Here is a 21,418-nt window from a genome sequence, read left to right on the forward strand (position 1 = left end):
AACCCCAACAGCTATTTAAGCTCAGCCATGGCGTCAACTAACGGCACCAAGTGCTTAGAATAGGCGCTAGCACGGCCTTTAGCTTTAGCATACACCTTCTGATTCATAGGCTCGCCGCGCGCTGTAGTAACGCTGGTAGCAATGCTTACGTAGTCATCTTGCGCAGGGTCAGCGGTTAAGCCACAAAACTTAAGCAATTTTTGTTGGGTTGCAGCACTGTCACTGACCATGGCTTCATAATCGACGCTCAGCATTTCATCACCCAGTGTTGCCTGCCAGGCATTCATTAACGCTTGGTACTGCCCATGATAACGGCCCAGTTCGGCTTGATCATACGCGTAAGCATAACGATCGCTGAACAGCGTGCGATAGATTGACCAACAGGTGTCCAATGCATCACGTTGCACGTGAATGATTTTCGCAGTCGGCAACGCCTTTTTAATTAAGCCGCTGTACAAGAAATTAAATGGCAGTTTATCAACAACAAACTCGTGGCCATCGGCAACTTCTAAAACTTTAGCTAAATAAGCTTTGCCAAGGTCGGTGTAGTTCAAATTTTGTAGCGCTTGCTCGCGTGTCGCCACGCTGTGTTCTGCTAAGTAGCTCGCTATGGCTTCATTAAGTAGTAACGGGAAATCAGCGAACTCACCCAATGATTTTACCTTCGGGTGCGCCGCTAAATAGCGCTCAATCAAGGTTGCACCGCTATTTGGCATACTCACTACAAATACCGGGGTTACCGCAGTCTTCTTGTTGCCGCGCCCTTGCGCGTTCCACGTTTTAGCAACTTGAGTGAGTTGTTGCAACGCATCAAGCTCCGGCGCTTCGTTATATGGCGTGATTTTTTTCTGCAGTGCATTGCCCTTGGTTGCGGCATCAAATGCCAGCTCATGCTCACCAAGATCGTCATACTCTTTTGCCAAGGCGAACCATAACGGCGTATCGGCCACTTGGTCAGCGCGCGCCCGTTCTTTTAACGCATCAATATGGTTACGCGTTTTGGTTTGTTTACGCAGCAGTGCAAGCACGTAATGTGCCATGCTCGGCGCTTGCTCGTTATCACAAACTTTCTTAATTATTTTCTCAGCGGCCTTGGAATCACCCAAGAACCATCGGTTCAGCCCTTCATCAAAGGCCAATATAACGTCGTCTAAATGCTGTTTAAGCAGGCCTTCAATAATCGCCAAGGCCTTCGCAGGCTGGTCCAGCTGCGTATAAAAACGCGCGAGCTGTTGTTGGTATTGTTTATTGTCTTGCGCGAGCTTGGTTGCAGCTTCTAGCGCAGTGGCCAGCTGTTTACGCTCATTCAAGCGATCAAGCACGTACAACCGGTCAATGTGGAATACGATTTGTTCTGGCATTGCTTTAATAGCGCGGTTTAGATAGGCCAACGCGCCCTGCAGGTCGCCTTGCCGGTTACATACCTGCGCAGCCAAATGAAGTAATGCAGCCGAATCTGGTGCTTTGCCAACCGCATCGTCAATGTAGTCGCGTGCCGCTTGGTGCTGTCCGTCTTTCACTAATGTGGATACGTATTTTGTAATGGTTTGAATATCGGTTACCGATGACTGCTCACTCATGTTACTTATCCTGGAATGCTGTTGTTTTACTGAAGCGGAAATAAAAAACGGCGACTAATAGTCGCCGTTTTATTAAACGCTAATTCTTTCGCTATTAGAAGCGGAAAGTTACGCTTGCGTGGATGTAACGACCCAATGTGTCGTAGAAACCAGCAATAGTGTTTGCGTTAGTAGACAGTGAACCGCCAACCAATGGTGGCTCTTTGTCTAGGATGTTGTTAATACCAAGAAGTACTGAAGTATTTTCGTTCACGTCAAAAGTACCTACTACGTCTAAGTAGCTTTGTGAACCAATACCTTTACCAAGTAATAACTGGTCAGTAGATCCTTCATAGTCAACACCACCGAAGTAACGCCATTTCAACTGTGCAGTCCAGATATCATCCGGAGTGTAAGTCATGGTTAAAGAGTGACGCCAGTCTGGCTGTGGGAAACAGTTTGAACTGATTAAGCCCGCACAGTCTTGACCTACGCTATCTGCATACTTCTCAAGATACAATGAACCATTCATACGCGCAGTAATAGTACCGCCAAGAACGTCTTCCAGAGTATAGTTAGCGTTTAAGTCAACGCCGCTATATTCTTCAGAACCAACGTTGATGTTAGTTGCACGAACGAATCCATCGTTACCACGCCACAAGCTGCCTGATGGAGCACGGTTTACGTTGTTACAGTAAACTGCGTCGCCAGTTTCACCACACAAACGAAGTGTGTTTGAAGCGCCCAATGTACCGATAACTTCGTCGATTTCGATCATCCAGTAGTCAACTGTGAAGTTCAAGTTGTCAAGTGGGTTCGCAACAACACCGAATGTTAAGGTATCAGCTACTTCTGGTTGCAATTCAGTGTTACCACCGAACAAACCGTTGTACTGTGATGCAGGGTTTGCATCAACATTACCGTATTGCGCAGCAGTTACGCCTGTGTTAGCACACTGCGCTGCAGTGAACTCAGGAGTATCGCCCGCACATGGATCAGTACCACCCCACAAACCGATAGAGGTTGCAGCGAACAATTCACCAACGTTTGGAGCACGTACTGCACGGTTGTAGCTTGCACGAACTTTCCAGTCAGCAGTGATGTTGTAATCTAAAGCTGCTTTATAAGTCGTTTCGTTACCAGAAGTGCTGTAGTCAGAGAAACGTACACCTAAATCTAAGGTCATGCTATCAATGCCGTCACGGCCTTCAGCAATTGGTACGCTCAACTCACCAAACAATTCTTTAACGTTGTAACCACCAGCCAAGCTGTTAGTTGGGCCGCCTTGGCCAGCCAACGCGCCTTCTTGGTAGATAGTATCAGCAGTACGCTCGAAATCTACTTCACGGTTTTCAACACCAAATACTGCAGCCATTGGCAAATCAGAAGATGGTAAGCTTGCGCCCAATTCACCGGTTACGTATGCGTTAACAATACGCTGTGAGGTGATACCAGTCATGATTGCAACGCCACCTAGTGCATCAGCAGATTCAGCAGTTACACCACCTGGAGTGAATACGTCGTATTCAGCGTTTTCTAACGCATCTTGTACATACTTAACGTAGAAGTCGTTAACATACGCAGTGTTTGAAGAAGTTGAACCGAACTGGAATGACGCATCATATGACCAGTTTGAATTCAAGTAACCTTCAGCACCAACTACCATACGGAACGCGCTGTGTTCCAGGTTGTTCATGCGTGGGCCGCCTTCAACGTTACGCTTACCAATGTAGGCGCCAATAGTTTCAACGTCTGGACCGAATTCGCTACGGAATTGCGCACGTTGTGCGTCACTGAATAGTGCACTATTGATGTCGATGTCTTGACGGAATGCGTAGAAAGTACCTGACTCAGCGATCTGAGCAACAGTACGGTCATGCATGTAGCTCAGTTCCATATACGGACGGAATGAGTCGTTTACTTCATAGTTTACGAACGCACCCATAGTGTAACGAGTATCTGGACGCATGAAGTGGTTAACTGGCGCGTAGTTATAAACGTTGCTGCCATCATACGGAGAGAAGCTGCCGTCACCATTCAATGACCACCAAACTTCTTGGTCAAGATCGTATTCACCGTCAACAACTGGAGCGAAGAATGTGTTTGGTAATGGCGCAGTAGATGAACCACCACAAGCAGTACCAGCTGCGTTCAGAGCACATGATGAATAATCACGTGATTCTTGACGAAGCTCATTGATTTGACGCCATGTAGCGTAAGCAGTTGCGTGACCTTTACCGCCAGCGAAGCTGCTACCCATGGTTACGTCGATGTTGTATGACTTACCATCGATACCGCTACCACCAGTAGGATAGCCGAAGTTACGCTCATCCATCAGGCCTTGCATGTAGTCGTTACCGTTGCTGTGCTGGTAACCAGAGGCACCTACGTTAACTTCTAAGCCTTCGAAGTCATCTTTCATTACGAAGTTGACAACACCAGATACGGCGTCAGCACCGTAAGTAGCAGAACCACCACCGGTAAGCACTTCTACGCGCTCAACCAAAGCTGATGGAATTTGGTTAACGTCAGCTGCTTGCGAATAGATACCGCCTGATTGCAGACGACGACCATTCATAAGTACCAAGGTACGGTTAGTACCGATACCGCGAAGGTCAAGTGTTGCTACACCAGATGCACCGTTAGCGATGTAAGATGTTTGCGCTGCTTCTACCTGTGGAAGACTGTTCATCAAATCTTCGATACGGGTAAAACCAGAGTTTTTGATTTCTTCAGAAGAAGTGATTTGTACTGGGCTAGATGATTCATAGTCAGTACGTTTGATACGTGAACCTGTTACGGTAATACGTTCTTGAGCTTCTTCAGCTTGCTCTTCGCCAGACTGGTCCTGCGCTGCCGCAGTGCCTGACAACGCAAGTGAAGCGCCACCGAACATAAGAGCCAAGCGGATAGACTTAGCTAATTTATTATTAGTATACATACTGTGTTCTCCCTGGATCACTTATACGTGATTTACTAGGTTTAAAGTCGGCACGTGAACGCCCGCGTGCGTCTTATAAATCGTGCGTTTTAACGCATTCGCATGCATAAAAAACACCCGACATCACCCGATATTAATTAAAACAAAGCCGTTTCACAAGCCCAGAAGTGCAATTAAACCAATTGATCGTAAATATAAATAAAAAAACCCGCCTCTTTGCAGAGGCGGGTTTTCACTTTCTACGGATTAAGCTAACAGCTTAGAACGTGTAAGTACCACGTAAATAAGCGAAGCGACCGATGTTGTCATAAACCGCTGAACCCGCGCCAGTAGCAGTGTTTGCTAGGCCTGGTGGACGACGGTTAAAGAAGTTATCAACACCAAGGCTTACACCGAAACCGTTGTCGAATTTGTAACCTGCGTTTACATCAGTTACTGCGTAGCTACCCCAGCGCAATTCATTGCTTGGGTTAGGGTTACGCTCTAATGAATCAGCAGTGTACAGTTCAACACCGTTCAAGTAACGGGTGTTGGTACCGAATGACCATGCGCCAACGCGGTAGCCGAAGCGTAACTGCATTTGCAGATCTTGGTCACCAGTGATACCCGCGTAATCAGTGTAGTTTTCTGGCTCATCAGCGAACGGATAATCTTTCGCTTCAAGCAAGTAAGTACCGATTAAGTTGGTGGTGAACTCGCCATCAAACAATGGAGTTGCATAAGCGAATTCGAAGTCAACACCAGAGTTCAAGCTGCGCGCGATGTTCAACGCAAAACCACGCATCAAGGTGATTTCACCTGTTGCTGGGTCACGGTCAACAAGGTCACAGAACTGGTTATCAACGCTTGCTGCGTCAACACAACGGTTCAGAACAGTCTGGAAGCCGATGCCACTGATGGTATCGTCGATGTCGATTTCCCAGTAGTCAACAGTTGCTGAGAAGCCTTCGAACCAAGTTGGCGTGTACACAAAACCTACAGTGAAGGTTTCTGCTGACTCTTCGTTCAGGTCAGGGTTACCACCGACTAAGGTTTCAAGTGTTGCTGCATCGTAGTCAGAGTCGAAATCTGCTGGCACACCAAGTGCGGCACAGTTTTGCTCACGACGGGTACGTGCTTCGCCACTCAAATCAGCAAGGTTGCTGGTACGACATGGGTCATCAACAGCCGCGAACGACTGGCTTTGGCCAGAGAATAATTCGTCGATGTTTGGTGCACGAATTGCTTCAGCATAAGTAACACGCGTACGGAACTGGTCATTCATGGTCCAGTCGAAGCCAACTTTCCAGCTGGTTGCGTTGCCGATAGTTGAGTAATCAGCAAAACGTACAGCGGTGTCAAACGTCAACATGTCAACGAATGCTACGTCGCTTAATAAAGGCACGGTAACTTCGCCGAACACTTCAGAAACATCGTATTTACCGTCAGTTTCACCCAACGCGTTGAAGAAGGTTGCGCCAGTTTTTGCAAACGGGTCTTCTACAGTGACAGATTTCTCTTCACGGTATTCAACACCACCTGCAAAACCAACGAAGCCAGCTGGCAATTCATACAAGAATGAATTGGTAAATGCTGCGTTGAATACAGTTTGTTCAATTTCAGAAGTACCGATTGACGTAGTGGTTACGTAATCTTGAGCTTCTTGGCTTGGCATGCCGTCGCCAAAGATGTTGATAGGCACACAACCGTCAGCCTGCGCTTCAGCGCTACGACATACGATGTTACCTGTACCATCGTCAACCGCGTCCAGTGCCCATTCCATGTTTTGGAAGATCACGTTCGCGCCGTTAACACGCTCAATTTCAGATTTACCCCAAACCAATGACACGTCATAAGTCCAGTCTTGGTTCAAGTTACCTTCAGAACCCACTACGAAACGTGTTGTTTCACGCGTGTTTTCTTCAATACGACGACCTACGTCGTTGTACATACGGTTAACACCAACAAATGGAATGCCTAAATCATCCATTTCTTGCGCTAAACCTTCAGGTAAGAATGCGTTGTCACGCTTCATCAAATAAGGGTAGCCTGCGCCCGCTGCGCCAGTAGCGTAGAAACGGAAGAATGGCTGACCGATGTTTTGACCTTTGCTATTTACGTATTTGGCATCGAAATAAACAGACATATCGTTGTTGATTTCGTAGTTACCCTTTACGTTGTAGTTAGTACGCGAGAATTTCGGTTGAATTTCGCTGTACTGACGCAAGTTGATAAAGTCACAGTCTTGACAGAACAAGCCGCTAACTACGTCGCCAGTATAAACGTCACGATAGCTGCCATCTGGGTTGAACGTGCCCATGATGCCGCCTGTGAACGGGTTCCAAGTAGTACCTGGATTAGAAATTGCGTAGTAACCTGCGTTTGGTAACAAGATTTGATCAGGGAATGCTGGATCATCTTGCTGTTCCGCGGTACGTGGACCATATAAGTCTTCATAACGGAAGTTTGCAAACGATGTTGCTGTCCAAGGGTTATCCAACGCGTTTAACGAATCTTGGCTGTTATACTCAACAGAGAAAGCGATGTTACCGCGGCCGCCGTTGAAATCAGTACCATAAGATAAAGTGTATTTTTCGTTGTTATAATCGTGATTTTCGGCATAACCGCGAGTAGCAGTTGCGTTCAAACCTTCAACGTTTTTCTTCAATACAAAGTTGATTACACCCGTTACAGCGTCAGCACCGTATACCGCTGATGCACCACCAGTGATAATTTCAACGCGCTCAATCCACGCACTTGGAATGGTGTTGGTATCAACAGCACCAGAACCTGGCGAGCTTGATACGTGACGCTTACCGTCAACCAATACCAAGGTACGGTCAACACCCATGTTACGTAAGTTCAGAGTGCTGATACCTGCAGTACCGATGAAACGGCCTGAGTTAGCGAGCGTGAACGTCGTTGCCAATGCTGGCAAGCGGCTCAACACTTCACCGATGTTCATCGCACCAGTTTCAACTAACGCTTCACCGTCAATAACAGTGATTGGCGTCGGTGAACTTTCACCGATACGACCGATACGAGAACCCGTTACCTGGATTTTCTCAACTTCTTCGCGATCAACTTCTTGATTGTCAGATTGGTCTTGCGCATACACTGGCGCACCAACTAACAACGCAGAGCTGAATCCAGCTACTAACGCAGCTTGAATTGAATTCGCTAAAAATGATTTTTTAGCCATGTCTTACTCCCCGATTCATTATATTTATCTCGGCTTGAAGCCTGGTTATTCGAGTTTGCTTTCAAACCGAGTTCTGAGTGTTCTACTGCAGTTACAACTGACTTGTATAGAATCCGAAGTAGTTAACTACACGATGAAACTATTTTCAATGCCTTTTTAACATTAAAATTACGTCAGTCGTCGCGTTTCTAACGAGAAGGTTGGCTAAAAGGATCACAACAGGCGAGATTTTGAGCTACCGGCGAATTTATAGCCTTGCGCCAGCATCAATTCACCACAGCCGACAGCGTCACTAAACGCATGATGTGAATTGTACTCTGGCAGCCCATAACGAGTGCGGCAGGCTGAGAGTGTTAGTGAACCACGTTCAATATGATGTTGCTGACGTTTTAGGCGCTTGGCTTCAAACGCTAACGTGTCGAATAAAGCAAGCGGCTCCAGTTTGATGCCATGCTGGCGGGCAGCATGCTTTAAAAAACTCCAATCGAGTTGAATGTGATGACACACCAAAACCTTGCCGCGTAAAACTTCTGCAAGCTGTTCTAACATCACGCGTGGTTCGGTGGTTTCAAGAAAGTCTTTGCTGACCAAACCATGCACGACTGGCGATTGCTTTAAGTCGGTCTGATCATGCTTTATCAGGTAGTAGCGACCGGTTTTATAGTCAATCACCGGCGGGGTAATCTCAACCCAAGCTACAGCCAGCAATTGATCGGTATTTGGGTCCAGTCCACTGGTTTCAATATCAAGAGCAATATAGGTGTGATGCGTCCATGATTTACGTAGTTGTATACTTTTTAACCACCAGCGCTTTAAATAGCCAAACATGGATTAACCCACGCGGCCAAATTTTAATCCCACGCCCTGCTGACATTCCTTAATAATGCGGAAGGCAGTTTTGAGTTGGCGTCGGGTTAAGGTGCTTAATTCATCAGGGTCCAGTGCGTTTTTCGGCTTATCGGTTCCCCATATTTCCAACTGATGCTGTAGTCGCAACTGCGTCAAAAACTGCCAAGCTTCCGCCAACGACTGATTGTCTTTACGATTCAACAAATTACTTCCACGTAGCTGTTCCAATCGTTGTAGCGTTTGCGGCACAGTTAAACCCGCGTGTAACGAATAAATACGCACAATGTCGTTAATCAAGGCAATGCCGTAGCGCTTAATGTTGATCAAGTCGCTATCTTTGCCTGATTCAGTACCACGAAACCGATTAAATAACCCAAGTGGCACCTGCACACTCACCTGCAAGCGTGCCAAGTTACCTAAAAAGAAATCTTTTTCCCCGAGTTTTGCCACTTCTTCGCGGTAGCGCTGATACAACCGTTTATTGCCATGCACCATGCGCGAATCAAAAAATATTTGGCAGTACATCAGCGCTTTGGGGGTTGGGCTTTCGGTCCAGGTGTGGAACCGATCAAGCCAACCGTCCAACGTACGGCGACAGTCGGCATTGGACGCCATAATATCCCCCGGGCATAACGGAATACCGCACTCGTTCAGCCCAGAACACACGTACTCACCCAGCCCCTTAAACCATTCCAGCTGTTGCTCGTTAAGCCCGTTACCAAGCAGTAAGCCATTATCTTGATCCGAGCTAAGTACTTGGTCTTCACGCCCTTGCGAGCCGAAAGCTATCCAACAATACGTACCGGGCGCAACACCGTGTTCTTGTTCGTACAAACGAATCAGTTGCCGCGTCATACTATCGGTGAGTGAGGCCAATAAACGCCCCACCATGGTGGTGTCATGCACCCGCGCAGCAAAGGTCTGCATATACGCGGGTATTTGCTGAGCTTCCTCAATCAGTTGCTCACGGGTTGTCACTTTATTAATCGCGCTAATCAACATCACCGGCTCGCTGCGTTGCTGCCGCATTAAGTCGGTATTGGTAATCATGCCAATCGGTTGGTCGTTATCATCAAGCACGGGTAAGTGATGAATATTGTGTTGCGTCATCAAGGTGAGCGCATCCATCAGCGTTTGTCGGCCATACACTGTGGCAGGTGCTTGCGTCATCGCCGCATTCACTTGAATGTCATAACTTAAGCCAGCGGCAATTACACGGTTACGCAGGTCGCGGTCGGTGAGAATGCCGAAAAGCTTTTGATTTGGAGAGGTGGGGTGCAGTCCCAGCTCCGCACCCAAAATCATTACCGAGGAAACTTTATGGTCACGCATCAGTTGCGCGGCTTCGCGAATCGTAGCCGACATGGGTAAGGTGACAGGCTTACGCGAAACCACTTCCCCAATGGTTAGCTCAAGCGCATCAAAACCAGGAGTTTTATCCGAAGCGGAAGCTCCTGCGCGCACACTCTCAGCAGACCGCGACCCATCGCCATTAGCTGCCGTACTTCCCGCCGAACTTCCCGCCGCACTTCCCGCCGAATAAGGGCGCGTTACTTCACCCAACAAACGCTGGCCATGCGCGCGAATAAAATATTGCTCAAAGGCACGTGAGTTTTGCCGTAATTTATCAAAAGCACCCGCGCTGACAATATAGATAATACCGTCTTCAATTACCTTCAATTTGTTCACCACCGGCCGACCGCTCAACAACGACGGGTACCCAAATAAATCATGGGACTCCAGCCGTTCAATCACGTGTTGGTCCGGCGCCAGCAAATCAAAACCGCCTGAGCGCACAATATAAAGTGCCGGGCTGTGCTGCTTGAACAGCGCATCCACATTGTGCTCATTTACATAGGCGGCTTTAATTTGCTGCGCCACCCACTGACGTTGCTCACTATCAAGCTCATCAAATGGTGGGCAGTCGAGTAAAAAGCGTTGTACGTCAGTAAATTCCGGCTGCATTTTGAAACCTTAAACTCGTTACTGGTTATTCGTTAATCGTTACTCGAAAAAGCAAAAATATCAAAGCTCTTAACGAATAACGACTAACGAATAACGAACAACGAAAAAGCCCGGCGAACGCCGGGCTTTTTTATCTTAGTGCGTCGCACCACCCGCACCGCGCGGGTAACGTATTGACTCAACTAAGTCCTGAGTATCTTGCGGCGCATCGCCTGTCATCTTATGAACACCATAAGAAACAACGAAGTTCAACACCATACCCACAGTACCAATGCCTTCTGGCGAGATACCGAATAACCAATTTTCTGGAATATTTCCGGCTGGGTTCACAAACTTGAAGTAAATAATATACGCCAAGGTGAACACAATACCCACAAGCATACCGGCAATAGCACCTGTGCTATTCATACGTTTGTGGAAAATACCCAGAATAATCGCAGGGAAGAAGCTCGCTGCGGCTAAGCCGAACGCGAAGGCGACCACCTGCGCCACGAAGCCGGGCGGATTAATACCAAACCACGTGGACAGTGCAATAGCTACTGCGGCGGCCACACGGGCCCACATTAGCTCCTGCTTATCAGTAATATTCGGGGTTAAGGTTCGTTTCAGTAAGTCATGCGAAACCGATGTTGAGATAACCAACAGCAGGCCTGCCGAAGTTGACAGCGCAGCGGCAACACCACCAGCAGCAACCAGAGCAACAACCCAAGCGGGTAAGCTCGCAATTTCCGGGTTCGCTAAAACCATGATGTCGCGGTCAACTGTCATTTCGTTGCGCTCATCACCTGAATAGAACATTTTGCCGTCGTCGTTTTTATCTTCCCAAGCAATCAAACCGGTTTTTTCCCAGTTCTTAATCCAGTCTGGCGCAGCTTCATACTCAACGCCTTGTAGATCAGGACCGTTTACCGTGTTGATCAGGTTAACTTTTGCGAAACCAGCAATTGATGGTGCAGTTAAGTAAACCACAGAAATAAACACCAATGCCCAACCTGCAGACAAACGTGCGTCACTTACTTTCGGTACGGTGAAGAAGCGAACAATAACGTGTGGTAAACCTGCAGTACCCACCATCAATGCACAGGTAATTGCGAATACGTCAATTTTCGAACGCATGCCCTCGGTGTAAGCGGCTAGCCCTAATTCCGCCGACAAGCCATCTAGCCTATCGAGCAAATAGGTGCCCTCACCAGCTACCCCTTCCGCAATGGTTGCACCAAACCCTGTTTGTGGCAGGAAGTGGCCGGTCATTTGGAAAGAAATAAAGATTGCTGGCACTAAGTAAGCAAATGCCAATACGCAGTACTGTGCAACCTGGGTGTAGGTGATACCTTTCATGCCGCCCAATACGGTGTAGAAGAATACGATAACTGCACCGATAAATACGCCGGTAGCAATATCAACTTCTAAGAAGCGCGAGAATACCACGCCCACACCACGCATTTGGCCTGCAATGTAGGTAAAGGAGATCAAGATGGCACAAATAACAGCGATAGTACGTGCGGTTTGCGAGTAGTAACGGTCACCAATGAAATCTGGCACGGTAAACTTACCGAACTTACGCAGGTATGGCGCCAAACACAGGGCTAAGAGAACATAACCACCGGTCCAACCCATCAAGTACACACTGCCGTCATAACCGGCGAAAGCAATGATACCTGCCATCGAAATAAAGGAAGCCGCTGACATCCAGTCTGCTGCAGTGGCCATACCGTTCATAACCGGATGCACACCGCCGCTGGCAACATAGAAATCAGAAGTTGAGCCGGCACGCGACCAAATAGCAATCGCGATATAAAGCGCGAAGGTGGCACCGACGATAATAAACGTGAGAGTTTGAATATCCATGTTTCGGCCCCTTACTCTTCGTGAACTTCGTATTTGTTATCTAAGGCCGCCATGCGTTTCACATACACGAAAATTAGAATAACAAAAGTGATGATCGAGCCTTGCTGAGCAAACCAAAAGCCCAACTTAAAGCCGAAGAAAGTAAACTGATTAAGCCAGTCCACCAGGATAATGCCGAAACCATATGAAACGATAAACCACACAGCCAGCAACTTAAGTACTAGGCTGATATTATCGCGCCAATAGGCTTTTGCGAGTTCTTCGCTTTTGAAAGCCATACGCCCTCCAGATTGTTCTGTTGTTGTTTTGTTTTTAGTGATTTATTCACTTATGCAATCTAGTCGGGATATAGCTATCTAGGAAATACGACATTGGTCGTACGCCGCTAAAAACTCGGGGTAATTTGCCGCCAAGCCAATGCGTTTTTGATGAATAGGCTCATGCACCTGCCCCACACTTGAGGTAAACACCGGCCCATTGTCCTTATAAAAATGTAGCATTTGTGGCTCATACGCTAACCCTATGTGTGCGCACACGTCACGCAACACGCGCTCAGGCTCATGGCACAAGTCTTCATAGCTAACCGTCAGAATTCGATCGCCCATTACCGCCAACCAATGGTTCATCAGTTGCTCTTCGTGCTGCATGTAGGCCGCAATATCACGCGCATCCCAACTCCAATCGGCACGGCTGCGGAAGTTGCTTTTAAAGCACGACCACGCCACATCAGCTGGCGCGCGCTTAATATACACGGCCCGCCCCTGCGGAAATGCCTGCGCCCAAATTCCAAAATGGCGGCTTAACTGAATGGTTTTATCCACCACCAGATTGTTTCCGCTGAACTGCTGGTTCAGCACCTGGGCATACACATCGGCAATATGGTCAATAGCGCCCTGCGCGTCGCCGTGCTGTGCAATAAACCCAGGAAAGTCAGAGAAATTTTCGTTGCGCAAATGCATGCTGGCATGGCCAATCGCGTTGGTCTCTGCCGCACCTTTTACTTTTGAATGCTTCGCCAGCATCTGCCCTAACAGCGTTGTGCCGCTACGTGGCAGCCCTAGCAGGGCTACGGCCCGATTATAGCCAGTCTGCGCTTGTGGCAGCTGTGCGAGCGCCTGAGCGCTATGGTTGGCTATTAGGTCGGCTATAAAAGCTTGATCGTTTTCAATGGAATAACGGCTGGCACGTTGCATAATCGCCGCGCCTTGCGTGTAGGCGTTGTAGGAATCTTCAAAACGCCCTACATCAGCATAGGCTTTGCCTAAGCTGTAATGAAACTGTTGCAGGTTCTTTTCGTCTGCCGCCGGTATTGTTGCGAATGCTTGCTCAAGCTTATCAAGCAACGCCGGATATTTTTTAAAGTCAGTAATGCTACTTAAGGTAAACCACGTAATGCCAGACTGTGGCGCTAACTTCAGTGCATGCATCAAATAATTTTTAGCACGATCCAAATGCCCCAATTGTGCGGCAACAGTTCCTGCCAGATGAAATAAATTCGGGTCTTTAATATCTTTCTTAATCTGCGGTTCAACAAGCTTTAAAACGCGGTTTAAGTCACCCGCTTCAGCGTAAACACCGCAATAATTAATGAGATGGCGTAACGTCTTCGGCATCACGGCACGATACAAATCAGCGGCTTGTTTAGCTTTATTGATTTCACCAATACGTAATGCAAGCGCTGCGCACTTTATCCAATCACTTTCTAGTGGCTCTTCGTTTTCAATAAAATGATTCAAAATAGCGACTGACTCGGCACGTGATCCTCCACGTACGGCAAGCAGCAAGTCATTAAGCGAGTATGTTTCAACCACTTGTTTTATTCCTTTATAGAGCCGCAAAATAAAAGGCCGGAAACCCAATAGCTCCCGGCCTTTGTCGTTACTTCTTAAAACTTAATTTCTGCACTCAAGCGCACTGAACGTGGTGCTTGGAATGAAGTTGGTAAACCATAAAACTCATTTGGTTGACCGCGTGCAATTATGCCGTAACCATAATCAACGCCTTCATATCCAGCAAAACGCTCTGCAACTTCGTTTACTTCGGTGTGCTTGTCATTATCAAACACGTTGAATACGTCTAAACGGAAAGTTACATCAGTGTCTTGAATCTGCATATCGTAGCGGGCTGTTAAATCGAGGCTCCAATTGTTTGGAGTACGACCAAAGCTGCCACGTGGTGTGATTTCGTTGTTATAAACAAACGATTCAGCACCATACAGAGATGCATAAGTATCAGTTGGGTGGAAGCCAAATGCACTCACTGGACGACCAGACTCCCAACGGAAGTTCGCACCAACAGTCAAGTTCTCGATAACTTGGTAAGCACCGCGAATTTTGACCATGTGGCGACGGTCATTCGGTAGATTACCGTACGCGCCATCAACCAATCCAGGTTGGTCAAAGTTGGTGGTTAAACCTGCATCATCCTGGCCATTATCTGAACGAACGAAACCTTCGTTGTTACCCCAGCTGTGAGACCACGTGTAGTTTGCATCTAACATCCATACGCCATCAAACGCACGCTTCACTGAGAAGTCCACTGAAGCATACTTACGTACGGCTTCTGGGTAGCCAAGGTAAGAACCTGGAACCGTGTACTGAGCGTACTCAAGTGGGCCAGCGTCACCATCAGGGTCAGTTGTAATTGTTACATCGTTACCTGGATTGGTGAGCACGTAGTAGTGGAAACCACTCGCACACATTGTACATTCAGAACCAAACTCATCGATCAAGTACTCATTGAAGCCCGCATCAATTGCAACGTCTTCCAATGAACTGCCGAGTTCACGATAGCTGGTTTTCACGCCAACAGACCAATCTTCGCTAACCATTGTTTCAAAGCCAAGAATAAACTCGTCTTGATACATTGGGTCAAGATCAGCATTAACCGTTTCAGCCGTACCTTTCAAAGTACCGTCGGCGTATACTGCGCGACCCGTCAAGTCACCATATACTGGCGTATTATCAGGGTTAATTGACGCAACTTCATAGGTGCTAACTACGTAGTACTCGTCACCTGCTAAACGAATGTTGGTATTCGTGGCAACAGGCAAGAAATAACGACCATAGTTGGCAAAGGCTTTGGTGGTACCATCGCCGAACACATCCCAGCTCACACCCACACGTGGCGCCCACTGATCAGATACGTCAACGAATTTCTCACCCGCCTTGTTGTAGTTCTCGAACGTTTCGTTACGTAAACCAATACGCGCAGTGATATCTGGAGTAATCGTCCAAGTATCCTGAATATAGAATGCGTTTGATTTCGTCTCGAACGAACCTGAGTTACGATAAATATTCTCGTCAACTTCAGTACAGCCAGCTAAACGGTCTTCTTGTAAAGCAGCAGGATCACAACCGTAATAGGTGTATGCCACACCGCCAGCACGTGCTGTATTCTCGTCGGCTTCCATATCTTCATAATCGATACCGAAACGTAACGTGTGGTCTAACGAAAGGTACCAGTCAAAGTCGATACGATAAGCAGTACGTTTATCGTTTTGCTCAGAAGGTGTTGCCAAACCAAAGTTGGTGAATTGGCCAGCGTACCCATCAGCATAAATTGCGACCGTGTCACCTGATGCGTTAACGTTCGAGTAACTCGCCTTGTTTACGCCATAAAGCACACTCATGGTGAAGTCATCAGACAAAATGCCGGTATACTGCAACGCGTATGATTTACCGCCGCGTTCCAGAATGTAGTCACCGTACAAATCACCACGCGTATCCGACTCAACTTCGTACATATACTTGCTTGAGTCTAAATCGCTTGAGTTGTTCCAACCGGTAAACTCAAGAATATGGTCAGGTGTGATGTACCAATCTAATTTCGCAGCATACAACAAGTCGCTAGACTCACGGTCATAGTACTGTGACGCGGTCGCGAAATCGCTGGTACGGTTTTTCTGATTAACCAAGCCGAAGAAGAACAACTTGTCTTCAATCAGAGCACCACTTGCCCAAACGTTGACGTTCGCTTCTTCACTGTTATTTTCGCTGTTAACAATGTAGTAAGGGCTACCGTTACGATCAATTTGCGCTTGCTCAGTTAAAATTACGTCAGGTGCTTGTGATGCAAGTGCATCCGGCTCCCAGTATACGCTTGCGCCAGCTTTAAATTCGTTAGAACCTGATTTCGTGGTTACGTTAACAACACCACCAGTTGAACGGCCATATTCCGCAGAATAACCACCGGTTTTAACTTCGAAAGTCTCATACATTTCGAAAGGTAGTTCAGAACCACCCAAGCCGTTACGGAAGTTAGTTACGTTCAAACCGTTCACGTAGTAAACGTTTTCACCAACCGAAGCACCACCAAAAGAGGTCAAATTACCAAACGATGAATCACCTTTGGTTGTACCTGGCGCCAATAACGCCACTGAAGCGATGTCACGCGGGACTGGAACCTTCTCAAGGAAGTCTTGCGTAACAACCAGCTGAGATTCTGATGACGTAGTGTCAATCATCGAAACGCTTGAACCGCGAACGGTCAAAGTTTCCATCTGTTCAGTTGTTGGTAAGGTTAGATTAATGGTGGTTGCACCAGCAACACCAACGTTGACGCGGTCTTCCGCGACAGTGCCGTAACCTGGCTTCTCAGCTTTAAGCGAGTAAGCGCCCGGTGGCAACAATGGGAAACGGAAGTTACCGTTCGCATTCGTTGCAACACTACGGGTCAAGCCCGTTTCAAGGTTGGTAATTGTTACAGAAACATCACTAACCACTTGACCAGACTGGTCAACTGATTGGCCTTGCAAGTAACCCTTAGACGCGTCTTGTGCCATTGACGGAGCTGCAACGCCTAAAGCAGTTGCAACCGCAGCAGCGGCAATGGTACTTCTGAAAAAAGTACGCTTCATACTGTCATTCTCCATGGATTTGTTATTCTTTGTTGTCAGATGTATAGCGGATCGAGCGAGTGCGCTAAAAGGCCACATCTGTCATCTCGAAGTGTAACCAATTGTTACACTTGTACTGTTTTAACAAGATTATCCGTTGAATAAAAGTTCTGAACCCAAAAAACATACAACATATTTTCAAAATAACGTTAGTCGTTAATAGTTATTCGTTATTCGTTAATAACCAATAACGCTCTTGCGGTTCCAGCAAGTTTCCGTTTAACTAACCTTATTAGCCACACGTGAACAGTATCGACCCAATGACCTTGCTTCTTATCCTTGCCTCGCTGGCCTACATCGCTTTGCTGTTTGCCGTTGCCCACTGGGGCGATAAGCAAAACTCACTGGCAAATAAAATCAGCTATAAGCCAATAATTTACAGCATGTCATTGGCTATTTACTGCACCAGTTGGACCTATTATGGCGCGGTTGGCAACGCCGCCACCGGCGGCTGGGCTTATATTCCTATCTTGCTTGGCCCGTTTTTATTATTTGTGTTCGCACTGCCGTTGCTGGAAAAGCTCGTCAGCGTTTCGAAACAACAAAACATCACCTCCATTGCTGATTTTATTGCCAGTCGTTACGGTAAACGCCAACGCTTAGCTTTGTTTGTAACCCTGATTGCTGCGCTGGCAACAATTCCTTACATCGCGTTACAATTAAAAGCGGTCGGGCTTACTTTTGTCGTACTTACCGAAAACACCTCGGCGCTGACCCAATTTTCAATTAATGAATTGATTGCGGCAGGCATCATGGCTGTATTCGCCATGTTATTTGGAACCCGTCATATTGAGGTTACCGAATACCGCAACGGCATGATCTTAGCCATTGCCTTTGAATCGGCGGTGAAATTACTCGCTCTGATCGCAGCAGCCATATTTGCCTACTCACTATTTAATGACGCCTCACCAACCAGCATGTGGCAACAAGTCACCCACCCCACCGACAAAGCCTGGAGCTGGGCAGCGTTTTCAGAATTTGAATTTATCGTACAAACCTTCATGGCTGCCGGCGTTATTTTGTGCCTACCCCGGCAGTTTCACGTTACCGTGGTGGATAACGTAAATGTCAGCCATTTAAAAACTGCCCGTTGGGGCTTCCCGCTCTATTTAGTATTAGTGGCCATAGCTATTGTACCTATTGCCCTGAGCGGCGGGCTATTTTTCGGCAATGGGTTCGATGGCGACACCTACGCGTTAAGGTTACCGTTGCTGCATGACCAAACCTGGCTGGCGGTGTTTATATTTATCGGCGGTTTTTCCGCAGCAACGGCCATGGTCATTATCGCGTCAGTCACACTCAGTACCATGGTAACCAACGACGTGATCATGCCGGTCATTTTGCAACGCCAAACGCGCTTCCCGGCTGATTTCCAGAAACGGCTACTCCTGATCCGCCGCGTGGCTATCGCCACCATTTTGCTACTCAGCTACCTGTGTTATTACTTCTGGGCCGCCGGCACCGGCTTGGTCAGTATTGGTCTGTTAGCGTTTTCGGTGGTATTGCAGTTGTTACCGGCGGTGCTCGGTGGCTTGTATTGGCGCCGCGGCCATGCCCGCGGCGTGTATGTCGGTTTGGGAACTGGTTTAATTGCGTGGTTATTTGCCGTGGCCGTGCCCATGTACCTACCGCACAACAGCAGCGACACCAGCATCATCACCCAAGGCACGGTAATCAGCATGGCGGTGAACACCGCCTTCTATATTGCCTTTTCGTTGTTAGCGCAACCGCGCCTCATTGACCGTATTCAGGCCACGGCATTTGTGAAGCCGCGCTCCACCGTAAAAGAACACAGCGTTGGCCGTCATCATCAAGCCACCAACGGCGATATGATGCTGCTATTGCAAACTTTCGTCGGCGAACAGCGTACCGCACAGCTCATTGACTATTTTGCCGAATCGCAAGGTGAAGATACCAGCCACACCAACAAAGAAGATGTCGCATCACGGGAATTTATCGACTACGTAGAGCGCGTGCTAACCGGCGTATTGGGTGCTGCAACGGCACGCTCGTTGGTTGAAGCCGCCTTACGCGACCGCCGCTTGCATCTGGAAGAAGTGGTGCACTTTTTTGATGACACCACGCAAGCGCTGCAAACGCAGCAATCGATACTGTTCAGTTCACTGGAAAACCTCGCCCAAGGCATTTCAGTCGTCGACGCAGAATTACGTTTGGTGGCATGGAATAAACGCTATTTAGATCTGTTCAATTATCCCGAAGGCATGGTCAAGCCCGGCCAGCCTATCGCCACATTAATCCGTTACAACGCCGAACGCGGCGAATGCGGCCCCGGTGAAATTGACGAGCTGGTGGCAAAGCGCCTGAAACACATGCAAATGGGCTCACCTCACCGCTTTATTCGGCGCCGTGGCGATGGCCGAGTGATTGAAATGGTGGGTAACCCGCTTCCCAACGGCGGCTTTGTAACCTCGTTTACTGACATTACCGAGCACGTGGAAACCCAGCAAGCGCTGGAAGAATCCAACATTGATTTGGAACAACGCATTAATGTGCGCCAAAAGAAAATCCGCGAGATTAACAACGAACTAACCGAAGAAATAGAACGCCGTCGCAAAGTTGAAGTTGAACTGAAAAAGGCTAAGCAAGAAGCCGAAGAAGCCAATGCCTCAAAAACGCGATTCTTGGCACTGGCCAGTCATGATATTTTGCAACCGTTGAATGCGGCGCGGCTGTATTTGTCCGCCATGGATGAAACCAACCTTAATCCCAATAATTTGCAGCTAACTCACAAACTCGACACAGCCTTGGCTTCCACCGAGCACTTGCTAAGCACCCTGCTACAAATTGCCAAAATGGACCAAGGTGCGTTGCAACCCAATTTCCGTCATGTGCGCCTAAGCACCATCATTGAGCCGCTGATTCACGAATACAGCGTGCTTGCTGAGCAGCGCGGCATTCGCTTGAAAACTCGATTGCAAGACAGTGTGGTGTACACCGACCCCACTTATTTACGGCGTATAATTCAAAACTTCCTGTCCAATGCGGTTAAATACAATCGTGATAACGGGAAAGTTTTACTTGGCGTGCGCCGTCGTGGTGAACATTTACTGATTGCGGTGTGGGACACTGGCCCTGGCATTACCTCACAACAACGTCACCGGGTATTTGACGCTTTTTACCGAGGCTCCAATACGCGTGCTGAAGGCGTTGGCCTCGGCTTAAGCGTGGCCAAACGCATGAGTGAACAACTGCACTGTGAATTGCGTTTAAAAACCGTAGAAGGCTCGGGCAGTTGTTTCTCGGTAAAAGTGCCTCTGGGCAGCCCAGCACAAGTTTACGACAAGCCCGAACAGCCAAGCACCGCCGACTTACACCAAGGGCTGGTCATGGTGTGCGTGGACGATGATCAGGAAAACTTAAGTGCACTGCGGGCATTACTGGAGAAATGGGGCTGTACCGTCGAAACCTTTACCAGTAGCACCACCGCGCTAGACTACGCCAGCACCCATGAACGGCCAGATGGCATCTTACTCGATTATCAACTTGGCGATGATGAACACGATGGCCTAAGCCTTGCGGCAGCTTTGCGGGAGTATTGGGGCGACACGTTATCAGGAGCGCTAGTCACCGCCATGCGCGACGACAATGTGCGAAAACAAGCGCGCGAGCGTAACCTGCACTTTCTAGCCAAGCCAGTTAAGCCCGCCGCGCTTAAATCCTTACTCAAATATCTAGAGCGTCAGTAACCGTTACATTCTACTCAAAGCCGTTGCCCGACAAATGCCATTTTCAATGGTCAATTGTGGGCGCGGAATCACTTCACAAGTACTCATTTCTTGCGTGGCTTGAATGTGCTCCACACGTAACTGCGTGTATTCATTGATCAGTTTTTGCATGGCCTGTTCATCGGTTACCTGCGTGGAATAGGCGATATAATACTCCGGCCCACCGCAGGCACGTTTGCCAACTTCGGCCAGCTTGCACTGGTCCAGAGAATCGGCCCGTGGAATACCAACCATGGTGCGAATTTGATTATCCAACGCCGCAATACGCGCATTGCGCATTGCCGCTACTGCCGGTTCCATCGCTTGTTCAGCTGCGGTCGCACCATTATTTGCAACATTGTCAGCTTGTGTCTCCTCAACCCGTTCAGCGTCAACACAACCGCTAAGCAGCACCAACAAAGCAATAGCACTTAATCCCTTAACCATACAACA

General features: G+C 48.0%; 11 protein-coding genes. 1 reads left to right on the forward strand and 10 read right to left on the reverse strand.

Features of this window, described 5'->3' with window-relative positions; genetic code table 11:
• Window positions 1-11 precede the first annotated feature (11 nt).
• From ACN0UY_RS05270 to ACN0UY_RS05310, 9 genes are all read right to left on the reverse strand, one after another.
• Entirely contained in the window at window positions 12-1,580 is a 1,569-nt protein-coding gene (locus ACN0UY_RS05270; protein ID WP_417665664.1) for a sulfotransferase, read from the reverse strand.
• A gap of 94 nt (window positions 1,581-1,674) precedes the next feature.
• Window positions 1,675-4,500 carry a TonB-dependent receptor domain-containing protein gene (locus ACN0UY_RS05275; protein WP_417665665.1) on the reverse strand — a complete coding sequence of 942 codons (2,826 nt, stop codon included), beginning with the start codon at window positions 4,498-4,500 and terminating at the stop codon, window positions 1,675-1,677.
• 259 nt (window positions 4,501-4,759) lie between these two features.
• A complete protein-coding gene (locus ACN0UY_RS05280) occupies window positions 4,760-7,681 on the reverse strand; it encodes a TonB-dependent receptor domain-containing protein (protein WP_417665666.1) in 2,922 nt (973 codons plus the stop codon).
• A gap of 213 nt (window positions 7,682-7,894) precedes the next feature.
• A complete protein-coding gene (locus ACN0UY_RS05285; RefSeq protein ID WP_417665667.1) occupies window positions 7,895-8,509 on the reverse strand; it encodes an exonuclease domain-containing protein in 615 nt (204 codons plus the stop codon).
• Window positions 8,510-8,512: 3 nt separating this feature from the next.
• Complete coding sequence (locus ACN0UY_RS05290) at window positions 8,513-10,495, reverse strand: DUF294 nucleotidyltransferase-like domain-containing protein (RefSeq protein WP_417665668.1); 1,983 nt, start codon at window positions 10,493-10,495, stop codon at window positions 8,513-8,515.
• A gap of 135 nt (window positions 10,496-10,630) precedes the next feature.
• Window positions 10,631-12,343, reverse strand: coding sequence for a sodium:solute symporter family protein (locus ACN0UY_RS05295; RefSeq protein WP_417665669.1), 1,713 nt, complete (start codon window positions 12,341-12,343; stop codon window positions 10,631-10,633).
• Window positions 12,344-12,354: 11 nt separating this feature from the next.
• On the reverse strand, window positions 12,355-12,621 hold the full coding sequence (locus tag ACN0UY_RS05300; protein WP_092856100.1) for a DUF4212 domain-containing protein: 267 nt from the start codon (window positions 12,619-12,621) through the stop codon (window positions 12,355-12,357).
• Between the two features lie 78 nt (window positions 12,622-12,699).
• Window positions 12,700-14,154, reverse strand: coding sequence for a tetratricopeptide repeat-containing sulfotransferase family protein (locus tag ACN0UY_RS05305; protein WP_417665670.1), 1,455 nt, complete (start codon window positions 14,152-14,154; stop codon window positions 12,700-12,702).
• A 74-nt stretch (window positions 14,155-14,228) separates the two neighbouring features.
• Window positions 14,229-17,201, reverse strand: coding sequence for a TonB-dependent receptor (locus ACN0UY_RS05310; protein WP_417665671.1), 2,973 nt, complete (start codon window positions 17,199-17,201; stop codon window positions 14,229-14,231).
• 299 nt (window positions 17,202-17,500) lie between these two features.
• Here ACN0UY_RS05310 and ACN0UY_RS05315 point away from each other — a divergent pair, with 299 nt between their 5' ends.
• Window positions 17,501-20,947, forward strand: a complete 3,447-nt coding sequence (locus ACN0UY_RS05315; protein WP_417665916.1) for a PAS-domain containing protein — start codon at window positions 17,501-17,503, stop codon at window positions 20,945-20,947.
• A 3-nt stretch (window positions 20,948-20,950) separates the two neighbouring features.
• Here the strand turns inward: ACN0UY_RS05315 and ACN0UY_RS05320 are convergent, their stop codons facing one another.
• The gene (locus ACN0UY_RS05320) at window positions 20,951-21,412 is read right to left on the reverse strand and encodes a hypothetical protein (RefSeq protein WP_417665672.1); all 462 of its coding nucleotides are present in this window, start codon (window positions 21,410-21,412) and stop codon (window positions 20,951-20,953) included.
• Window positions 21,413-21,418 lie beyond the last annotated feature (6 nt).

This window comes from Pseudidiomarina sp. (assembly GCF_048268165.1).
Lineage (GTDB): Bacteria > Pseudomonadota > Gammaproteobacteria > Enterobacterales > Alteromonadaceae > Pseudidiomarina.